The sequence below is a fragment of the Actinokineospora bangkokensis genome, assembly GCF_001940455.1.
Lineage (GTDB): Bacteria > Actinomycetota > Actinomycetes > Mycobacteriales > Pseudonocardiaceae > Actinokineospora > Actinokineospora bangkokensis.
Genome location: NZ_MKQR01000025.1, coordinates 101164 through 120893 on the forward strand (window position 1 = coordinate 101164; position 19730 = coordinate 120893).

Sequence of the window (19730 nt, forward strand, 5' to 3'; positions counted from 1 at the left end):
TGGCTCTGCCCGGTTGGGTGGATTCGCTTGGTCGGGGGAGGCGATCATGTGCTACCCAACGGGACGGGCGGGCGTCTTTTCAGCCCGCCTTTTCCCCGCCCGCAGCACATGATCGCCGTAGGGGCCCCGACCAAGCGGATCCACCCAACCGGGCCCACAACGCAACCCCTCAAACGCCCAAGCCCCCGAACGCTCGAAAGCGTCAGCGACCCAGCAGCGGGATGTCGTGCTTGCCCTGGTGGTAGTCGCGGACGGCGGCGACGAGCTCCTCCACCGAGAGCCTGCCGCTGCCGTCGCGGTCGATCTGCTCGAAGGCGGTGCCCGCCTGGCGGCCCTGGACGCCCATGGCGCGCAGCCAGCGGGTGAACTCCTCGGGGCTGACCTCGCCGTCGCCGTCGGTGTCGCAGAGGTCGACCATGGCCTCGATGGTGGGGCGCAGGCTGCGGTCGAAGCCCGCGTCGCCGCCTTCGACGACCTCCCGCTCCGCGGCGGCGAGGAACTGCTCGCGGGAGACCGCGCCGTAGGGGCCGACACCGGTCATGTGGCCGAGCTTGTCCCACATGGCGAGGTAGGCGTGGACGAGGGCGCGGCCCTTGGGCGAGGTCTCGTGCTCGTCGAAGGCCGACAGGATGCGGCGGGCCTCGGTCTCGTAGTCGGACCGGTCGATGACGCCGTCGCCGTTGGCGTCCCACAGGTCGAAGCGCCGTTGCAGCCTGCTGTCCTGAACGCTTGCGGTCACGACCGTGCTCCTTCGCAGTAGGGGCATTTCCCGGGGGCCGATCGTCGACCCCGGAAATCGACACTAGCAATGGTCGACACGGGTCACCCGGACTCGTTCACCCCCTTTTCGGGTGGTCTTCGCACCCAGCCTGAGCTGCGACGACAGTTGCAGGAATGGTGGGTTCCTGCATGCGCGGAGGGTAGTCGGAATGAGCAACTGGCGGGTGACGCGCGCACCCCTTACCGGCGACTTCCGCAGCCGGTGGGCGCGGAACAGAATTGTCCCCGTCCGATCCGCGAACGAGAGGAACAGCCATGCGCGCGACACCACCAGCCCCGCCAGCGGCCGCGGGCCGCGTCCGGGCCTGACCGCGATGGGCGACCTGGTCGTGCTCGGCCTGGGCTACGTGGGGCGGCCGCTGGCCGACCGCGCGCACGCCGCGGGCCTGTCGGTGGTGGGCGTGGACAGCGACCCCGCCGTCGTCGCCGCCCTCGACGGCGGCCCGTTCCCCGTCACCACCGACCCGGCCGCGGTGTCCACAGCGGACACGGTGGTGATCTGCGTGCCGACGGGGCTGGTGGGCGGCGAGCCGGACCTGCGCGCGGTGGTGGCCGCCGGGCGGGCCGTCGGTGACCACCTGCGACCGGGGGCGCTGGTGGTGCTGGAGTCCACCAGCTACCCGGGGACGACCGAGGAGGTGCTGCTGCCGCTGCTGGAGGCGCGCGGGTTGGTGGCCGGGGTGGACTTCAACCTGGCGTGCTCGCCGGAGCGGGTGGACCCGGGCAACGCGGCCTTCGGGCTGGCGAACACGCCGAAGGTGGTCAGCGGGCTGACGCCGCTGTGCGCGAAGCGGTGCGCGGCCTTCTACGAGCAGCTGGTGGACGAGGTGGTGCCCGCGGCGGGGCTGCGCGAGGCGGAGATGGCCAAGCTGCTGGAGAACAGCTACCGGCTGGTGAACATCGCGCTGGTCAACGAGGTCGCGGTGCTGTGCGAGCGGCTGGGCGTGGACGTGTGGGACGTGCTGCGCTGCGCGGGCACCAAGCCGTTCGGGTTCCAGGCGTTCCGGCCGGGGCCGGGCGCGGGCGGGCACTGCATCCCGGTCGACCCGGTCTACTTGTCGACCCGGGCGCGGGCGGTGGGCGCGCCGTGCGCGGTGGTGGACGCGGCGCGGGCGGTGAACTCCGGGATGCCCGCTTACGTGGCCCGGCGCGCGCTGGACCTGCTGCGCGGGGGCGGGCGGGTGGCGGGCGCGCGGGTGCTGGTCGTCGGCGTCACCTACAAGGCCGATGTCGCGGACATCCGGGAGACCCCGGCGGAGGGCGTCGTGCGGGCGCTGCGGGCGGCGGGGGCGCGGGTGTCGTACTGCGACCCGCTGGTGCCCGCGTTCGCCGTGGACGGTGCCGAGGTGCCGCGGGTGCCGGAGGTGGGCAGCGGGTGGGACCTGGTGGTGCTGCTCCAGGACCACCGGGGGGTGCGGCTCGGGTCGCCCGGACCGGTGCTCGACACCCGCGGCGTGCTCGACGGCGAGGACGTGCACCGCCTTTGACCTGCGGTTCACCCGCATCAGCGTTAAGCGGGGATTAATCCGATTCGCGGGGCAGGCGGGTCCGCCGGGAACCCGCCCGCCCCGCGCCCGCGCTCAGGCGGGTTGGTTGCTCGCCTGGAGTTCGGTGACGGCCCACAGGTACTGCACGGCGTAGGCGCGCCAGGGCCGCCACGCGGCGGCGTGCGCGTCGAGCGCGGCGGGGGTGAACGGCAGGCCCAGGGCCCGCGCCGCCGCCCGCACGCCGATGTCGCAGGCCAGGAACGCGTCGGGGTCGCCGAGCGCGCGCATGGCGATCATCTCCACCGTCCACCGGCCGAACCCGGGCAGCACCGCCAGCCGGGCCCTGGTGCGCTCCCGGTCGGCGCCCACGCCCAGGTCGATCGTGCCGCCCGCGAGGGCGGCGACCAGCGACACCAGCGACTCGCGGCGGCCCCGGGGCAGGCCGAAGCGCTCCGGGTCCACCTCGGCCAGCGCGGCGGGGGTGGGGAACAGGTGGGTCAGCCCGCCCACCGGGTCGTCGACCGGGTCGCCCAGCTCGGCCACCAGCCTGCCCAGGTGGGTGCGCGCGGCGCCCGCGGACATCTGCTGGCCGACCACGGTGCGGATGGCCAGTTCGGCGCCGTCGACGGTGCGCGGCACCCGCCTGCCCGGTTCGCGGCGCACCTGCCCGGCCAGCGCCGGGTCGGCGGCGAGCAGGTCGTCGACGGCCACCGGGTCGGCGTCGAGGTCGAGCAGCCTGCGGCAGCGGCTGATGGCCCGGGACAGGTCGCGCAGGTCGGTGAGGGTGAGCTGGCAGGAGACGTGGTCGGCGGCGGGGCGCAGGGTGGCGGTGCCGCTGCCGTGCGGCAGCCGCAGGGTGCGCCGGTAGGCGCCGTCGCGGAACTCCTCCAGGCCGGGCACGGCGGTGGCGGCCAGGTGGGCGAACAGGTTGTCCGGGGACAGCGGTTCGCGGAAGGGCAGCCGCAGGGTGATCGCGCCGGGGCTGGCGACCTGCCTGCCCGCGCGCAGCCGCAGCTCGGTGGGCGGCAGCGCGAACACCTCGCGCACGGTGTCGTTGAAGGTCCGGATGCTGCCGAACCCGGCCGCGGCGGCCACCTCGCTCATCGGCAGCGTCGTGGTCTCGATGAGCAGCCGGGCGGTCTGCGCCCGCTGCGCCCTGGCCAGCGCCAGCGGCCCGGCGCCGAACTCCGCGAGCAGCTGGCGCTCCACCTGGCGGACGCTGTAGCCCAGCCGGGCGGCCAGGCCGGGCACGCCCGCCCGGTCCACCACCCCGTCGGCGATGAGCCGCATGGCCCTGGCGGCGAGGTCGGCGCGCTCGTTCCACTCCGGGGAGCCGGGGCTGGCGTCGGGCCTGCACCGCTTGCAGGCGCGGAAGCCCGCCGACTGGGCCGCGGCCGCGCTGGGGAAGAACGTCATGTTCTCCGCCTTGGGCGGCATGCTCGGGCAACTGGGTCGGCAGTAGATCCGGGTCGTCCTGACCGCGGTGAAGAACCAGCCGTCGAAGCGCGCGTCCTTGGAGCGAACCGCGCGCACGCAGCGATCGAAGTCCTCATGCACCCGGTCAAGGATGGGGGTCACGGGCAGCAGTGTGCTAGCGGTAAAACGACGCGGGGCGGCATCGCCGGGTCTGGTCGGATTCCCGCCGGCGGCGCGCGGCGGCCCGCGAACCGTCCCGAGGGGATGATCGCGCAGGTTCCCGGGCAGTAGCGAGGATCCCTCCGCTCTGCGCCCGGGGTCAGCCCCGCTCGCGCACCGCGCCCGCGTCGACCTCCCAGCGGTGGTCCACGCGCACCGCGTCGAGCATCCGGCGGTCGTGGGTCACCAGCAGCAGGGTGCCCGGGTAGTCGGCCAGCGCGCCCTCCAGCTGCTCGATGGCGGGCAGGTCGAGGTGGTTGGTGGGCTCGTCGAGCACGAGCAGGTTGACCCCGCGGGCTTGCAGCAGGGCCAGCGCGGCGCGGGTGCGCTCGCCGGGCGAGAGGGTGGCGGCGGGGCGCAGGACGTGCTCGGCGCGCAGGCCGAACTTGGCCAGCAGGGTGCGCACGTCGGCGGTCTCCCAGTCGGGCACCTGCCGCTCGAACGCGTCGACCAGCCGGTCGTCGCCGAGGAACAGGCCGCGGGCCTGGTCGACCTCCCCGACCTGCACCCCGGGGCCCAGGTAGGACTCCCCGGCGTCCAGCGGCACGCGGCCGAGCAGGGCCGCGAGCAGGGTGGACTTGCCCGCGCCGTTGGCCCCGGTGATGGCGACCCGCTCGGCCCAGCCGAGCTCCACCGACACCGGTCCGAGGGTGAACCCGCCGCGGCGCACCACGGCCCCGCGCAGCGCCGCCACCACCGCGCCGGTGCGCGGGGCGGCGGCGATCTCCATGCGCAGCTCCCACTCCTTGCGCGGTTCCTCCACGACCTCCAGCCGTTCGATCATCCGCTGGGTCTGGCGGGCCTTGGCGGCCTGCTTCTCGGTGGACTCCAGGCGGGTGCGGCGGGAGGACTTGTCGTTGTCCTTGGCCTTGCGGCGGGCGTTGCGGACGCCGTGCTCCATCCAGTTGCGCTGCATCTGCGCGCGGTCCTGCAACGCCGAGCGGGTGTCGGCGTACTCGTCGTAGCGCTCGCGGGCGTGCCTGCGGGCCAGCTCGCGCTCCTCCAGGTAGGACTCGTAGCCGCCGCCGTACTCGTTGACCTGCTGCTGGGCCAGGTCCAGCTCCAGCACCGAGGTGACCGTCCTGGCCAGGAACTCGCGGTCGTGGCTGACCACGACGGTGCCCGCGCGCAGCCCGGAGACGAACGCCTCCAGCCGGGCGAGGCCGTCGAGGTCGAGGTCGTTGGTGGGCTCGTCGAGCAGGAACACGTCGTAGCGGCTGAGCAGCAGCGAGGCCATGCCCGCGCGGGCCGCCTGCCCACCGGACAGCGACGCCATCTCCGACTCCAGCGACACCCCCAGCCCCAGCTCGGCCGCCGCCTCCTCGGCCCGCTCGTCGAGGTCGGCGCCGCCGAGGGCCAACCAGCGCTCCAGGGCGGTGCCGTACTCCTCGTCCGCCCCCGGCGCCCCCGAGCCCAGCGCCTCCGCGGCGGCGTCCATCCGCGCCTGCGCCTCGGCGACCCCGGTGCGCCGGGCGAGGAACCCGCGCACGGTCTCCCCCGGCCTGCGGTCGGGCTCCTGCGGCAGGTACCCCACGGTGGCCGTCGACGGCGAGAGCCGCACCGACCCGGCCTCGGCGGGCAGCACCCCGGCGAGGGTCCGCAGCAGCGTCGACTTGCCCGCGCCGTTGACGCCCACGAGCCCCACGACGTCCCCGGGCGCCACCACCAGGTCGAGCCCGCTGAACAGCACCCGGTCACCGTGCCCGGCGGCCAGCCCCTTGGCGACGAGGGTGGCGCTCACGCCAGCTCCGCCCGCAGCGTCGCCGCCACCTGCGCGATGGCCGCCCGAGCGGCGTCGAACAGCACCAACCCCCGGAAGAAGTCGTGCGCTTGGCCCTGGTAGCACACGGCCACGGTCGGCACCCCGGCCCGCGCGAGCGCGTCGGCGTAGGCCTCCCCCTCGGCCCGCAGCGCGTCGAACTCGGCGGTGACGACCAGCGCGGGCGGCAACCCGGCCAGGTCGGCGTTGAGGGGCGAGAGGTCGGGGTGGGCGCGGTCGTAGCCCGGGGGGACGAAGCTGTCCCAGCAGAACCGCCCATCCGCGATTTGCAGCTGGCGCATGTCCTCCGGCAGCCCCGGGCACTCCTTGCGGGCGTCGGGGTCGATGACGGGGTAGATGAGCACCTGGCTGGTGAACCCGGCACCGACGTCGCGCCAGCGCCGGGCGGTGACCGCCGCGAGGTGCCCGCCCGCCGAGTCGCCCACGACGGCCACGCGGTTGGGGTCGATGCCGTGGGCCTTGGCGCCCTTGCCCCGCAGCCAGAGGACGGCCGTGTCGATGTCCTCGAAGGCGGCGGGGTAGGGGTGCTCGGGCGCCAGCCGGTAGTCGATGGCCGCGACCGTCGCACCGGAGAGGGCGGCGAGGTAGCGGCAGAGGGGGTCGTAGGTGTCGAGGTCCCCGTTGACCCACCCGCCACCGTGCAGGAAGACGACGAGCGGCCCGGACTCCTGCGGCTGGTAGAGGCGGACCCGGACCCCATCGGCGTCCACATCGGACACGGTGGCGACCTCGGTGCCCGGCCCGGACCAGGTCGAGGCACCCGCGCGCAGCAGCGCGCGCAGCCGGGGGAGCGACTCGGGGGTGGCGGCCTCCCGCGGGGGCGCAGCCGCCAGAGCCGCCTCGACCTGGGGGTGCAGGGGCACCGCGCCACCTCCGCTCGGGGTCGCCGCCCGCCGGGGTGGCGGGTGGCCGTGGGTCCATGATGCTGGACGGGCGGGGGTGCGGGTGGCGGGGGTTGGGGTGGGGACGGGCGGGGTGGGGGTTGGGCCGGGGGGCGGAGGGGGGTGGGCCGTTCGGAGCGGGCACAGCGGCGGGGAGTTGGCAACGGGATGAGAGTGCGATGAGTGGGGAATTGGCGGAACCGACTTTCGTAGGTGCCCTGGGCGGGTGAGGGCGTTCTAGCGTTCGGGGATCGGGTGGCGGTCCGGCGAGTTGGTCGGGGGACCGTCGTCCGCGTCCCTGCGAGCAAGGAATGAGGAAGTCCCCATGCGCAGAAGTGTTGTGGCGGCTGTGGGTTTGGTCGGTTTCGCCGGTGCGGCCGTGCTGGTCGGGCAGCCCGCCAGTGCGGCCCCGGAGGCGCTTGTCCCGGCGCTCCAGCGGGATCTGGGGTTGAGCGGGCAGCAGGTGCGGGAGCGGTTGGCGGCGGAGTCCGCTTCGATGCGGCTGTTGCCGGAGGCCAAGGCCGCTGCGGGTGGCGCTTACGCCGGGTCCTGGTTGGACAGTGGTGCGCTCGTCGTGGCGGTGACCGACGGGGCCGCGGCTGAGGGCGTTGCGGCCACCGGGGCTCGGACCACGCTGGTGGCGCACACCGAGAAGGCGTTGGAGGACACCAAGGCCGCCATCGACGCGAAGGCGGCGCCGAAGGCCGTGACCGGGTGGTACGTCGACACCAAGGCGAACTCGGTGGTCGTGAAGGTGCTGAAGGGCTCTTCCTCGCCCGAGGTGTCCTCGTTCCTGGACGCGGCGAAGGCGGCCGGGCCGGTGACGGTGCAGGAGGTCACGCAGGCGCCGCGGCTGTTCGCCGGGTCGGTGACCGGCGGTGTGGCGTACTACATCAACGGGTCGGCGCGGTGTTCGATCGGGTTCTCGGTGTCGGGCGGGTTCGTCTCCGCCGGGCACTGCGGGTCGACCGGGGACAGCGTGACCGCCGCGGACGACAGCGCGATGGGGACCTTCGAGGGTTCCTCGTTCCCGGGGAACGACTACTCCTACGTGGCGACCAACTCCAGCTGGTCCGAGTCGCCCGTGGTGGACGGGTACGGCAACGGGGACGTGACGGTGACGGGGTCCACCGCGGCCGCCGAGGGGGCGAGCATCTGCCGGTCCGGGTCGACGACCGGGTGGCACTGCGGGGAGGTCCAGGCCCTCAACCAGACGGTGAACTACGCGGAGGGGTCGGTGTCGGGGCTGACCGAGACCAACGTCTGCGCCGAGCCCGGCGACTCCGGCGGGTCGTGGGTGAGCGGGTCGCAGGCGCAGGGCGTGACCTCCGGCGGGTCGGGTGACTGCACCTCCGGTGGCACGACCTACTTCCAGCCGGTCAACGAGATCCTGAACGCCTACGGGCTGTCGCTGACCACCGGCTGACGCACGGCGCGCGCCACGAGGGGCCCGGTCCGCGCGGACCGGGCCCCTCGTCGTCAGCCCACCAGGGCCGCCACCCCCGCCACCAGGCGGTCCACATCGGACGGCGAGGTGTAGGGGGCGATGCCCGCGCGGACCGCGCCCGCGTCGCCCAGGCCCAGGAAGCGGGCGCACTCCACGGCGTAGAAGTGGCTCGCGGGCGCGTTCACGCCCGCGCCCGCCAGGTGCCGGTACACCGCAGCGGGCTCGTGGCCGTCCACGGTGAACAGGGTGGTGGGGGTGCGGGAGGCGGCGGTGGACCAGATGGTGACGCCGGGGACGGCGCGCAGGCCCTGCTCCAGGCGGTCGCGCTGGGCGTTCTCGTGCTCGTCGAGGGCCGCCAGCGAGGTGCGGAGGCGGTCGCGGCGGGGGCCGGTGCCGGGGACGAGGTCGGCCAGGAAGTCGACGGCGGCGGTGGTGCCCGCCAGCAGCTCGTAGGGCAGGGTGCCCAGCTCGAAGCGCTCGGGGACGGCGTTGGAGGACGGCAGGAGCTTGTCCGGGTGGACCTCGTCGAGCAGGGCGGGGTCGGCGGCGAGCACGCCGAGGTGGGGGCCGAGGAACTTGTAGGGGGAGCAGGCGTAGAAGTCGGCGCCGAGGGCGTGGACGTCGACGAAGGCGTGCGGGGTGTAGTGGACGCCGTCGACGTGCAGCAGGGCGCCCGCGGCGTGGGTGGCGGCGGCGATGGCGGGGACGTCGGGCTTGGTGCCGACCAGGTTGGAGGCGGCCGTCACCGCCACGAGCCGGGTGCGCGGGGACAGGACGGCCTCGACCGCGGACACCGGCAGCTCGACGCCCACCGGGTCGGCCCAGCGGACGACGGCGCCGACGGCCTCGGCGGCCTGCACCCAGGGGCGGATGTTGGCGTCGTGGTCGAGGCGGGTGACGACCACCTCGTCGCCGGGCCGCCAGCGCTTGGCCAGGGCGCGGGCGAGGTCGTAGGTGAGCTGGGTCATGCTGCGGCCGAAGACGACGCCGCCGGGGTCGGCGCCGAGCAGGTCGGCCACGGCCCGGCGGGCGTCGACGACCACGGCGTCCGCGGCCCGCTCGGCGGCGGTGACCTGCCCGCGGTTGGCCAGGGAGGTGGTCAGCGTGCGGTGCACGGCGTCGGCCACGTCGACGGGGACCTGGGAGCCGCCGGGGCCGTCGAAGTGGGCGGTGCCGGAGGCCAGGGCGGGGAAGCGCGACCGGGTGCGGTCGAGGTCGTATGGGGTGTCCACCACCGGAGCCTAAGTCCCCGGGGCGGGCCGCGGACGTGTGTCGCCGGGGGGTCGGCTTGCGTAGAGTGGCACCATGGCGACTGGGCGTGAGGCACGGCTGCGCATCGGCACGGAGGACCGCGAGCGGGCGGTCGACGCGCTGGGCGCGCACCTGGCCGCGGGCCGCCTCGACGTCGACGAGTACGCCGCCCGGTGCACCGCCGCGAACGCCGCCCGCACCCGCGCGGAGCTGCTGGCGGCCTTCGAGGACCTGCCCGCCCCGCACCCGACCTTCGGCGCGCCGCTGCCGGGCCCGGTGCCGGGCGGCGCGGTGGCCCAGGCGCCGCGCCGCGACCCGCTGATCCACGAGACGAACCCGCACCGCACCCGGGTGGTGGTGATCACCGGCCTGTCGGTGGCGCTGGCCGCGGTGGTGACCGTGGTGGCGGTGACGGGCACGTGGTGGGCGCTGGCGCCGATCCTGCTCGTCGGCATCTTCGTGGTCATGGTCAGCTGAGGGGTGAGCCCGCGCGGTCTGCCCGCGCGCGCCGGGCGGCCTAGGGTTGGTCCATGCCCAACCGCCAGGTGTCCGACACCCGAGTCGTGGCCGCGCCAGCGGCCGAGCTGTTCGCCCTGCTCACCGACCCCGCCAAGCACCCCGAGCTGGACGGCTCCGGCACCGTGACGGCCGTGCGCCCCGGCGGCGCGCGGCGGCTGGAGCTGGGCTCGAAGTTCGGCATGGACATGAAGCTGGGCGCGGCGTACAAGATCGAGAACACCGTGGTGGAGTTCGAGCAGGACCGGCTCATCGCCTGGCGGCACTTCTTCGGCCACCGGTGGCGCTGGCAGCTGGAGGACCTGGGCGACGGGCGCACCAGGGTCACCGAGACCTTCGACTGGTCGACGGCCCGGTGGCCGCTGGGCATCCAGCTGGTCGGGTTCCCGAAGAAGAACCTCCAGGGGATCCGGGCGACCCTGGACCGCCTGGAGGCCCGCTTCTCCGCGAAGGCCTAGCGGCCCGGCCCGCCTGCGCGGAGCACCGCCGCCAACCGGGCGAGGTCGACGGAGAGGGTGGGGCCGGTGGGGTTCTTGCTGTCCCGCACCGCGGCAAGGTCGTGCCGCACTTCCACGCAGTTGACGTCGTTGCTCGCGCTCGACTTCCGCCACCGCACTTCCACGCAGTTGCCGCCGGAGCCGCTGAAGCTCGACTTGCGCCACGTCATGCCTGCCTCCTGGGGGTGCCGGGACGGACAGCCTGCGGCAGGCGGGGTGGCTGTCGCACCGTGGCGGCGAGCCGCGCCTGCGCCTCGTCCAGTGTTGGGGCTCAGGCACGGCTCGCGCCAGGGTGCGGTCAGACCTCTCGGTGCAATTCGCCCGATCGAATGGCGGCCGTCAGCTGCGTGAGATCGATGGACAGGGCCGGACCAGCGGGGTTCTTGCTGTCCCGCACCGCCGCCAGGTCCTGCCGCACCTCCACGCAATCGCCACCTTCACTGAAGCTGGACTTGCGCCACTCCATGATCACGCCTCCTTCTGGATCGACCGAATTTTAGTCTGGCTTTCGGCGGTGGGAAGGGCTTTGTGATCGAGCATCGTCAGCAGCCTGGCGTAGGGCTCGGCCTGATCGTCGTGGAGGTAGACGCCGCCTTCGGCGACCTCGACGTTCACCACGGGATTGGTGGTGGGGAAGGTCATGTAGAGCCAGGAGTGGCTGATGAGCCCCACCGGCAGGTATTGCGGCACGACCCGCACCGAGATGCCGCGGTCGCGCGCCTCCAGCAGGTGCTGGAGTTGGTTGCGGTGCGTTTCCGCCCCGCCGAACGGCGTCCGCAGGGCGGTCTCGCTGATGTAGGCGCGGTAGTCGATCGTGCCGAGGATTTCCTGGCGCCTCCGCCGGGCCACCCACCTCAGTTCCACGGACTCCTTCGGCCAGCCCTGAGAGAGCATCAGCGCCATGGCGTAATCCTCGGTCTGGAGCAGGCCGGGGATCAGGGTCACCGCCCAGTTCGTCATGCTGGTGGCGTCGACGGCGTAGCTGGCCAGGGTGCCCATCTCGGCGGGCACACCGGGCAGGGGGCGGTCCCACCAGCCGGAGGCGTTCTCGGCGCGGGCCTCGGCGATGACCTCGTTGCGCTCGGCGGCGGGGATGCCGTAGGCGGTGAGGATCGCGGCCACGTCCTCGGTGGAGATGTTGCGCTTGCCGTTCTCGATGCGCGACATGGTGGCCAGCCCCCAGCCCAGGAGCGCCGCCGCGGCCTCCAGGCTGTGCTTGGTGCGCTCCCGGCGGATCGCGCGCAGCCGGGCGCCGATGATCCGGTCGCGGGGCCTGGGGGGTTGTCGCTTGTTCGCCACGTCCGTGCCTTCCCACCCTTGGAAGGACCTGCACCTTCCTGGAAAGTCACCGTAGCGAACCCGCCTCGGGTTAGGCCACTCGGCCGCTGTCCTGCGCATACGCCGATCGGGTGTCACCATTTTCCGCATGAGCTATCCGGAGCGGGATCCAGAGCGCACCCGGGCCCTCCCGCCGCAGGAGCAGTACGTCGCCCCTCGGCAGCACGAGGACCAGTACGTCGCGGTGCCGGATGAGGAAGTGGTGAGCGAGCGGGTCGAGGACAGCCGGGCCAAGCGCTTGCGCGGGGTCGGGGTGGCCTGCTCGGTCGTCAGCTTCGTGGTGGGGTTGTTCGCGGTCGTGCTCGCCCTGCACATCGTGCTCACCCTCGCGGAGGCGAACGCGGGCAACGGGTTCGCCTCCTTCGTGCGCGACTTCTCCGGGGCGGTGTCGCTGGGCTTCGAGGGCCTGTTCAGCCCCGGCTCGCAGAAGCTGGCGGTCCTGCTCGACTACGGCATGGCGATCATCGTCTGGCTGCTGATCGGCGCCGCCGTGAACTTCCTGATCCGCCGGTTCTTCACCCCCGGGGTGAACCGCGAGGTCAAGTACCGCCGCCGGATCACCTGACCGGGCGACGGCAGCAGACCCGGGTGGGTGAGGGCGCGCCGCCCTCACCCACCCGGGTGCACTTCGCCTGCCGCGGGTCGGCCCAGCAGGCCCAGGGGCGCAGGAGCTCACCAGCGCCGGGGTCACCAGCGCAGGGGTCTCCAGCTCAGCGGGCGAAGGCGGCGCGGACTTCCGAGGGGGAGCGGGTGAGCGCGCCGGGGTCGGCGGGTGCGGCGGACACCGTGGGCACGTGCACGAGGGCGTCGAAGGCGGCCACGGCGTCGATGGGGAGGGTGTCCGGGCCCAGGCGCTGCTCACCGGCGGCGCGGATGGTGGCCTTCTCGTCCTCGGTGAGGCGGCTGGTGACGACGGCGATGGGCCCCTCGGACAGGTCGTCCAGCACCGCGTCCACCGTGCCGGGCGGGGGCGGGGGCAGGTCGCTGAACAGGGGGCCCGCGTAGAAGTCCTCGCCGGTGCTCAGCGTGCGCCCGGTGCCCGAGGTGGTCCCGATGACCCGGTACTCGTCCCCGAAGCGGTTCGCCAGGTCCTGGCCGAGCGGCGGGGCGGGGTCGGCGCCCATCAGCGCGGCGGGCCAGTGCTGGAGGTGGACGTTGTGGCCCGCGAGCACCACGCGCGGCTCGCGGTCGAGCACCCAGGCCACGTTCTCCGCCATGCCCGCGTCGCGCTCGCGCAGGCTCGCCGCGAGGTCCTGCTCCGCCGAGCGGCGCACCACCGAGTCGATGCGCACGGCCAACTCCGCCGTGCGGGTCGTGCGCTCGTACAGGTGCTCGTCGAACCGCTCGACGATGCTCTCCCGGCACTCCCGCACCGCGCGCACCAGGTCGGCCAGCGCGGCGGTGAACGCGTCCCTTTCGGACTGCGGGAGGGAGGTGTAGGCCTGGAAGGACTCCAGGGCCGTGAACGACGACGTGGCGGAGATCGACACGGCCGTCGCGCGCAGCGCCGGGTCCACCTCCACGCCCACCGCGGCCAGCGCGTCCAGGCAGGACACCACCGAGCCGTTCGACCCGGACAGGTCGATGCCGTAGAACGGCACGCCCGCCGAGCGCATCCACTCCAGCTGCGCGCGCACCGGCGCCCAGATGCCCATCAGCGAGGTGATCGCGGTGGCCAGCAGGTCGTCGAGGTCGCCGGGGCCGCCGTGCACCCACTGGTTGACCCGCCAGCCCTCGGTGAACCCGGACTCCATCGCGAACGCGGTGAACCCGTGCCGGGACACCAGGTAGCGCAGCACCCGGTGGCGCAGCAGCAGGAACTCCCGGGTGTAGTGCGCGCCCTCCCCGATGCCGACGACCCGCGCGCCCTCGACGACCTCGTCCAGCCAGGTGAGGTCGTCGAGCGGCGCGTCCGGGTCGACCGTGGCCAGCGGGTGCACCGCGGCCGAGGTGATCAGCACGGCGCGGCCCCTACGCGACGGCGACGACGGCGAAGGTGTCCGCGGGCAGGACGACCGTGTCCGTGCCCACCTGGGCGCCCTCGGCCGCCAGGAGCGTGCGCGTGGCCGCGATCGGCAGCGCGATCTCCGACGCCGACAGGTTCACCGCCACGCGCAGGGTGCCGCGGTGCAGCACCACCCAGCCCTCGCCGGACTCGACCACCAGCTCCGACAGCCTCGGGTCGGACAGCTGCGGCTCGGCCCTGCGCAGCGCGATGAGCGCCTTGTACGTCTCGAACACCTTGCGGTGCACCGGTTCCGCCAGCTCGCTCCACCGCAGCCGGGAGGCCGCGACGGTGTCCGGCGACATCGGGTCGGGCACCTCGGACTCGCCCCAGCCGTGCTCGGCGAACTCCTTGCGGCGCCCGGTGCGCACCGCCTCGGCCAGCTGCTCGTCCGGGAAGGAGGCGAAGAACTGCCACGGCGTGCTCGCCGCCCACTCCTCCCCCATGAACACCATCGGCGTGTAGGGGGAGGTGAACACCAGCGCCGCCGCCGCCAGCACCCGGTCCGGCGACACCGTGGCGGTGAGCCGGTCGCCGGTGGCGCGATTGCCGATCTGGTCGTGGTTCTGCAAGTAGATGAGGTACCGGTGGCCCGAGGCCGTGCGCGTGTCCAGCGGCCTGCCGTGGGTGCGCTTGCGGAACGACGACCAGGTGCCGGTGTGGAAGAAGGCGTTGCGCAGCACCTTCTCCAGCGCCCCCGGCTGCCCGAAGTCGGTGTAGTACCCGGTGACCTCGCCGGTGACGGCCACGTGCAGCGCGTGGTGCAGGTCGTCGGTCCACTGCGCGGTCAGGCCGTAGCCGCCGGACTCGCGCGGGGTGGTGTGCTTGGGGTCGTTGAGGTCGGACTCGGCCACCAGCGACAGCGGCCTGCCCAGGGCGGCCGACAGCGCGTCGACCTCCGCGGACAGCTGCTCCAGCAGGTGCGTGGCCCGGGTGTCGCGCAGGGCGTGCACGGCGTCGAGGCGCAGGCCGTCGACGTGGAAGTCGCGGAACCACGACAGCGCGTTGTCCACGACGTAGCGGCGCACCTCGTCGGAGTCCGGGCCGTCGAGGTTGAGCGTGGGGCCCCAGATCGTCTCGCCCGCGAAGTACGGGCCGAACTTGTCCAGGTACGCCCCCGAGGGGCCCAGGTGGTTGTAGACGACGTCGAGCACCACGCCCAGCCCGCGGGCGTGACAGGCGTCGACGAAGCGCTTGAACCCGTCCGGGCCGCCGTAGGGGTCGTGCACCGCGCCCCACAGCACGCCGTCGTAGCCCCAGCCCTCGACACCGTCGAAGGCGTTGACCGGCAGCACCTCCACCAGGTCGACGCCCAGCTCGACGAGGTGGTCCAGGCGCTCGACGGCGGCGTCGAAGGTGCCCTGCTCGGTGTAGGTGCCGATGTGCAGCTCGTAGAGCACCGACCCGGCCAGGGCGCGGCCGGTCCACGCCTGGTCGGTCCACTCGAACCCCGCGTGGTCGTAGCGGCGGGACGGGCCGTGCACCCCGGCGGGCTGCCAGCGCGAGCGCGGGTCGGGGTACTCGGTCCCGTCGTCGTCGAGCAGGAAGGCGTAGTCGACGGCCGGGCTGACCCCGGGCACCTCCACGTGCCACCAGCCGCGCTCGTCCCGGGTCATCTCGTGCCGCTGGTCACCGGTCACCAGCCGGACCCGGTCGCGCCCGGGGGCCCAGACGGAGAACTGCTCGGCGGTCACACCTCTCCCCTCACCAGCACCGCGACCGGGTAGTCGGCCAGCAGCGCGCCCACCTGCCCGCTGAACGGGCGGCCGGTCAGCGCGTCGGTCCAGGTGCCCTCCGGCACCTCCAGCGTGGTCCCCTCCCACCCGGGCAGCGACACGGGCAGCCGGGTGGCCACCGCGACGAGCCCGTTGCGCTCGAAGGCGACCACGTGGTCGGCGGCCGGGCCCTGCGCGTGCACCGGGGTGTAGCCGGTGAACAGCTCCGGGCGGTCGCGGCGCAGCCGCAGCACCGTGCGCACCAGGTGGAGCTTGGCCGCGCCGGTGGCGTCGACCGGGGGCACCCAGCCCTCGTCGAGCCGGGCGAGGATGCCGCGGCGCTCCTCGAAGTCCACCGGGCGGCGGTTGTCCGGGTCGACCAGGGAGAAGTCCCACAGCTCGGTGCCCTGGTAGACGTCCGGCACACCCGGACCGGCCAGCTGGAGCAGCTTCTGGCCCAGGGCGTTCGACCAGCCCGGGGCGGTGATCCGCTCGGCGAACCCCGCCACCTCGTCGCGCACCTGCTCGTCGGCCACCACCGCGGCGTGCCAGTCCGCGACGGCCCGCTCGAACTCCTCGTCGTGGTCGACCCAGGTGGTGCGGACCTTGGCCTCCTTGGCGGCCTTGTCCAGGTAGGCGGTCATCCGCTCGGTGCTGATCGGGTGGGCGCCCAGCAGGGTCTGCCAGGCCAGCAGGTTCAGCGTCGGCTCGTCGATGCCCACCCGCGCGCTCCACCGGCGCACCGCGTCGGCGAACTCGCCGGGCAGCTCCGAGAGCACCGCCAACCGCGCCCGCACGTCCTCCGAGCGCTTGGTGTCGTGCGTCGACAGCGTCGTCATGGCCTCCGGCCAGCGCGCCTCCCGCACCGCCTGCGCGGCGTGGAACTCCGCCACCGGCACGCCGAAGTGGTCCGGCGAGCCGCCCACCTCGTTGAGGGCGATGAACCGGGAGTAGCGGTAGAAGGCGGTGTCCTCGGTGCCCTTGGCCACGACCATGCCCGAGGTCTGCTGCACCCGGGTGGCCAGCTCACCGGTCGGGTCGGCGCGCACCTGGGTGTCGAGGGCGGTGACGGCCTCGGTCAGCTCCGGCCACGCGGTGCGCACCCGGTCGACCGCCGCGGCCCAGTACTGCTCGTGCTCGGGCAGGTAGGAGCGGTAGACCTCGAAGGCCACCATCAGCTCGGCCACCGCGCGCCGGGCGTCCATCGGGTCGACCCCGACCACCAGGTTCGCGATCCGGCGCACCTCGCTGGCCAGCGACGTGGTGGTGATCAGCTGGCGGCACTCCTCGACCAGCGCCGGGTAGTCCACCGGCACGTCCAGGGAGCGGGCCAGCTCGCTGTAGGCGGCCTCGGCGCGCTGGTCGACGAACACCCCGCACACCTCGCGCAGGGCGTCGTAGCCGGTCGTGCCCGCCACGCCCCAGGACTCGGGCAGCTGCTCGCCCGGCTCCAGGATCTTCTCCACCACGACCCAGGTGCCCGAGCGCTCCACCAGCCGCCGGGCGTAGCCGCCGGGGTCGGCCAGGCCGTCCGGGTGGTCCACGCGCAGGCCCTGCACGTCGCCCTCGGCCACCCAGCGCAGCACCTCGCGGTGGGTGGCCTCGAACACCTCGGGCTTCTCCACCCGCACGCCCGCCAGGGTCGTCACGTCGAAGAACCGGCGGTAGTTCAGCTCCGCGCCCGCCCGCCGCCAGTTGACCAGGCGGTAGTGCTGGCGCTCGTGCACCTCGCGGGCACTGCCCTCGCCGGTGCCCTCGGCGATGGGGAACTCGTGCTCGTAGTAGGTGAGCCGGTCGTCCTTGACGGCCAGCTCGTCGATGTCGTCGTCGGAGCCCAGCACGGGGATGAGCACCGGGAACGCCTCGATGTCGAAGTAGCCGGCGAACTCCGAGGCGGGCCCCTTCTCCAGGACGTCCCACCACCAGCGGTTCTGCGCGGGCACCTCGACGGACATGTGGTTCGGCACGATGTCGACGACGAAGTCCAGGCCGTGCTCGCGCAGCGTGGCCACGAGCGCCTTGCGGCCCTGCTCACCGCCCAGCTCCGGGTTCGCCTGGGACGTGTCGGCCACGTCGTAGCCGTGCGTGGACCCCTCGACCGGGGTCAGGATCGGCGACGAGTAGGCCGCCCCCACCCCCAGCGCGTCGAGGTAGTCCGCGATCGCGGCGGCCTCGGGGAAGCCGAAGCCCGGCCGCAGCTGCAACCGGTAGGTCGAGCTCGGGGCCACCATCACTCCATCCCGGTGCGGCGCAGCACGACCAGCGACCGCGAAGCCAGCTTGAACGAGGCGTCGCGGTGCACCGTGCGCGGCTCGGCGGGCAGCGCCTCACCGGTCTCGGTGTCCAGCACGACCTCCCACTCCGCACCGTAGCCCTCGGCGGGCACGCTGACCTCGATGTCCTCGTGGTGGGCGTTGAAGCACAGCAGGAACGAGTCGTCGGTGACCCGCTCACCGCGCTGGTCGAGGTCGGGGATGCCGTCGCCGTTGAGGAAGATCACGATGCAGCGGCCGAACCCGGCCTCCCAGTCCTCGTCCGACATCTCCTGCCCGGACGGGGTGAACCAAGCAATGTCGCGCAGCTCGCTGCCCCGGCGGATCGGGCGCCCGGCGAAGAACCGGCGGCGGCGGAACACCGGGTGCTCGGCGCGCAGCCGCGCCACCCCGGCGGTGAACTCCACCAGGTCGGCGTTCTGCTCGGCCAGCGACCAGTCCACCCAGGACAGCTCGGAGTCCTGGCAGTAGCCGTTGTTGTTGCCCTGCTGCGTGCGCGCCATCTCGTCGCCGTGCAGCAGCATCGGCACGCCCTGGGACAGGAACAGCGTGGCCAGCATGTTGCGCCGCTGGCGGGCGCGCAGCGCGTTGACCTCCGGGTCGTCGGTGGGGCCCTCCACCCCGCAGTTCCACGACCGGTTGTCGTCGGCGCCGTCGCGGCCGTCCTCGCCGTTGGCCTCGTTGTGCTTGTCGTTGTAGGAGACCAGGTCGTTGAGGGTGAACCCGTCGTGCGCGGTGATGAAGTTGATCGAGGCGAACGGCTTGCGGCCGTCGTCCTGGTAGAGGTCGGACGACCCGGTCAACCGGGACGCGAACTCGCCCAGGGTCGCGTGCTCGCCGCGCCAGAAGTCGCGGGCGTTGTCGCGGTACTTGCCGTTCCACTCGGTCCACAGCGGCGGGAAGTTGCCGACCTGGTAGCCGCCGGGGCCGACGTCCCACGGCTCGGCGATCAGCTTCACCTGGGAGATCACCGGGTCCTGCTGGACGATGTCGAAGAACGCCGAGAGCCGGTCGACGTCGTAGAACTCCCGGGCCAGGGTGGCGGCGAGGTCGAAGCGGAACCCGTCCACGCGCATCTCGGTCACCCAGTAGCGCAGCGAGTCCATGATCAGCTGCAGGGTGTGCGGGTTGCGCACGTTGAGCGAGTTGCCGGTGCCGGTGTAGTCCATGTAGTAGCGCTGGTCGTCGTCGACCAGGCGGTAGTAGGCGGTGTTGTCGATCCCGCGCATGGACAGCGTCGGGCCCAGGTGGTTGCCCTCGGCGGTGTGGTTGTAGACCACGTCGAGGATGACCTCGATGCCCGCCTCGTGCATGGTGCGCACCATCGACTTGAACTCCGCGACGTGCGCGCCCTGGGCGGTGGTCATCGCGTAGTCGGCGTGCGGGGCGAAGAACGCGATCGTGTTGTAGCCCCAGTAGTTGCGCAGCCCCCGCTCCTGCAGGCCGTGGTCGTGCAGGAACTGGTGCACCGGCATCAGCTCGATGGCCGTGACGCCCAGCTTCTTGAGGTGGTCGATCACCGCCGGGTGGGCCAAGCCCGCGTAGGTGCCGCGCATCTCCTCGGGCACCTCGGGGTGGCGCATGGTGAGCCCGCGCACGTGCGCCTCGTAGATGACCGTCTCGTTGTACGGCGTCTTCGGCGGCCGGTCGTTGGCCCAGTCGAAGTACGGGTTGACCACCACGCCCTTGGCGGTGTGCGCGGCCGAGTCCTCGTCGTTGCGCTGCTCGGGGTTGCCGAACTGGTAGCCGAACACCGCCTGGTCCCAGTCCACCTCCCCGTGCACGGCCTTGGCGTACGGGTCGAGCAGCAGCTTGTTCGGGTTGCAGCGCAGCCCGTGCTCCGGCTCGTGCGGGCCGGTCACCCGGTAGCCGTAGAGCTGGCCCGGCAGCACCCCGGGCAGGTAGGCGTGCCAGACGAAGCCATCCACCTCGGGCAGGCGCACCCGGTGCTCGGTGCCGTCGGGGTCGAACAGGCAGAGGTCGACCCTGGTGGCCACCTCGGAGAAGAGGGCGAAGTTGGTCCCGGCGCCGTCGTAGGTGGCACCGAGCGGGTAGGGGGTTCCAGGCCAGGGCCGCACGCAGTCTCCTCGGTCACTCGCCCGTCACGGGCACTCGGGCACAACCT

Annotated in this window: 17 protein-coding genes; 5 read left to right on the forward strand and 12 right to left on the reverse strand. The window is 73.4% G+C overall.

Features of this window, described 5'->3' with window-relative positions:
* Positions 1-202 precede the first annotated feature (202 nt).
* Positions 203-739: an EF-hand domain-containing protein gene (locus BJP25_RS22325; RefSeq protein WP_075976961.1), complete on the reverse strand. Its 537-nt coding sequence runs from the start codon at positions 737-739 to the stop codon at positions 203-205.
* A 355-nt stretch (positions 740-1094) separates the two neighbouring features.
* Between BJP25_RS22325 and BJP25_RS22330 the strand changes: the two genes are divergently transcribed.
* Positions 1095-2267, forward strand: a complete 1173-nt coding sequence (locus BJP25_RS22330; RefSeq protein WP_075976962.1) for a nucleotide sugar dehydrogenase — start codon at positions 1095-1097, stop codon at positions 2265-2267.
* Between the two features lie 93 nt (positions 2268-2360).
* Here BJP25_RS22330 and BJP25_RS22335 read toward each other — a convergent pair whose 3' ends face one another.
* The 3 genes from BJP25_RS22335 to BJP25_RS22345 form a co-directional block, all read right to left on the reverse strand.
* On the reverse strand, positions 2361-3824 hold the full coding sequence (locus BJP25_RS22335; RefSeq protein ID WP_075976963.1) for an AlkA N-terminal domain-containing protein: 1464 nt from the start codon (positions 3822-3824) through the stop codon (positions 2361-2363).
* A 178-nt stretch (positions 3825-4002) separates the two neighbouring features.
* Positions 4003-5643 (reverse strand): ABC-F family ATP-binding cassette domain-containing protein, encoded by a 1641-nt coding sequence (locus tag BJP25_RS22340; protein ID WP_075976964.1) that lies wholly within the window; start codon positions 5641-5643, stop codon positions 4003-4005.
* Positions 5640-6545 carry an alpha/beta hydrolase gene (locus BJP25_RS22345; RefSeq protein WP_075976965.1) on the reverse strand — a complete coding sequence of 302 codons (906 nt, stop codon included), beginning with the start codon at positions 6543-6545 and terminating at the stop codon, positions 5640-5642. Before BJP25_RS22345 ends, BJP25_RS22340 begins: the two co-directional genes overlap by 4 nt.
* A gap of 343 nt (positions 6546-6888) precedes the next feature.
* Here BJP25_RS22345 and BJP25_RS22350 point away from each other — a divergent pair, with 343 nt between their 5' ends.
* Positions 6889-7989, forward strand: a complete 1101-nt coding sequence (locus BJP25_RS22350; protein ID WP_075976966.1) for a S1 family peptidase — start codon at positions 6889-6891, stop codon at positions 7987-7989.
* A gap of 53 nt (positions 7990-8042) precedes the next feature.
* Here BJP25_RS22350 and BJP25_RS22355 read toward each other — a convergent pair whose 3' ends face one another.
* A complete protein-coding gene (locus tag BJP25_RS22355; RefSeq protein WP_408607188.1) occupies positions 8043-9245 on the reverse strand; it encodes a cysteine desulfurase-like protein in 1203 nt (400 codons plus the stop codon).
* Between the two features lie 70 nt (positions 9246-9315).
* Between BJP25_RS22355 and BJP25_RS35095 the strand changes: the two genes are divergently transcribed.
* Both BJP25_RS35095 and BJP25_RS22365 read left to right on the forward strand, forming a co-directional pair.
* Positions 9316-9738 (forward strand): DUF1707 SHOCT-like domain-containing protein, encoded by a 423-nt coding sequence (locus BJP25_RS35095; protein ID WP_075976967.1) that lies wholly within the window; start codon positions 9316-9318, stop codon positions 9736-9738.
* Between the two features lie 53 nt (positions 9739-9791).
* Entirely contained in the window at positions 9792-10235 is a 444-nt protein-coding gene (locus BJP25_RS22365; RefSeq protein ID WP_075976968.1) for an SRPBCC family protein, read from the forward strand.
* Here BJP25_RS22365 and BJP25_RS22370 read toward each other — a convergent pair.
* The 3 genes from BJP25_RS22370 to BJP25_RS22380 form a co-directional block, all read right to left on the reverse strand.
* On the reverse strand, positions 10232-10444 hold the full coding sequence (locus tag BJP25_RS22370) for a DUF397 domain-containing protein (protein ID WP_075976969.1): 213 nt from the start codon (positions 10442-10444) through the stop codon (positions 10232-10234). The genes BJP25_RS22365 and BJP25_RS22370 overlap by 4 nt on opposite strands.
* A 128-nt stretch (positions 10445-10572) precedes the next feature.
* On the reverse strand, positions 10573-10740 hold the full coding sequence (locus BJP25_RS22375) for a DUF397 domain-containing protein (RefSeq protein WP_075977026.1): 168 nt from the start codon (positions 10738-10740) through the stop codon (positions 10573-10575).
* A gap of 2 nt (positions 10741-10742) precedes the next feature.
* Entirely contained in the window at positions 10743-11573 is an 831-nt protein-coding gene (locus tag BJP25_RS22380) for a helix-turn-helix domain-containing protein (RefSeq protein WP_075976970.1), read from the reverse strand.
* Between the two features lie 127 nt (positions 11574-11700).
* Between BJP25_RS22380 and BJP25_RS22385 the strand changes: the two genes are divergently transcribed.
* Positions 11701-12177, forward strand: coding sequence for a hypothetical protein (locus tag BJP25_RS22385; protein ID WP_143219255.1), 477 nt, complete (start codon positions 11701-11703; stop codon positions 12175-12177).
* Between the two features lie 145 nt (positions 12178-12322).
* Here BJP25_RS22385 and BJP25_RS22390 read toward each other — a convergent pair whose 3' ends face one another.
* From BJP25_RS22390 to glgX, 4 genes are read right to left on the reverse strand one after another with little or no spacing between them, the layout of a single operon-like run.
* On the reverse strand, positions 12323-13573 hold the full coding sequence (locus BJP25_RS22390; RefSeq protein ID WP_075976972.1) for an erythromycin esterase family protein: 1251 nt from the start codon (positions 13571-13573) through the stop codon (positions 12323-12325).
* Positions 13574-13583: 10 nt separating this feature from the next.
* The gene (gene treZ / locus BJP25_RS22395; RefSeq protein ID WP_075976973.1) at positions 13584-15311 is read right to left on the reverse strand and encodes a malto-oligosyltrehalose trehalohydrolase; all 1728 of its coding nucleotides are present in this window, start codon (positions 15309-15311) and stop codon (positions 13584-13586) included.
* Positions 15308-17563 carry a malto-oligosyltrehalose synthase gene (gene treY / locus BJP25_RS22400; protein WP_075976974.1) on the reverse strand — a complete coding sequence of 752 codons (2256 nt, stop codon included), beginning with the start codon at positions 17561-17563 and terminating at the stop codon, positions 15308-15310. The genes treZ and treY overlap by 4 nt, the downstream gene beginning before the upstream one ends.
* A complete protein-coding gene (gene glgX, locus BJP25_RS22405) occupies positions 17563-19683 on the reverse strand; it encodes a glycogen debranching protein GlgX (RefSeq protein WP_075976975.1) in 2121 nt (706 codons plus the stop codon). Before glgX ends, treY begins: the two co-directional genes overlap by 1 nt.
* Positions 19684-19730 lie beyond the last annotated feature (47 nt).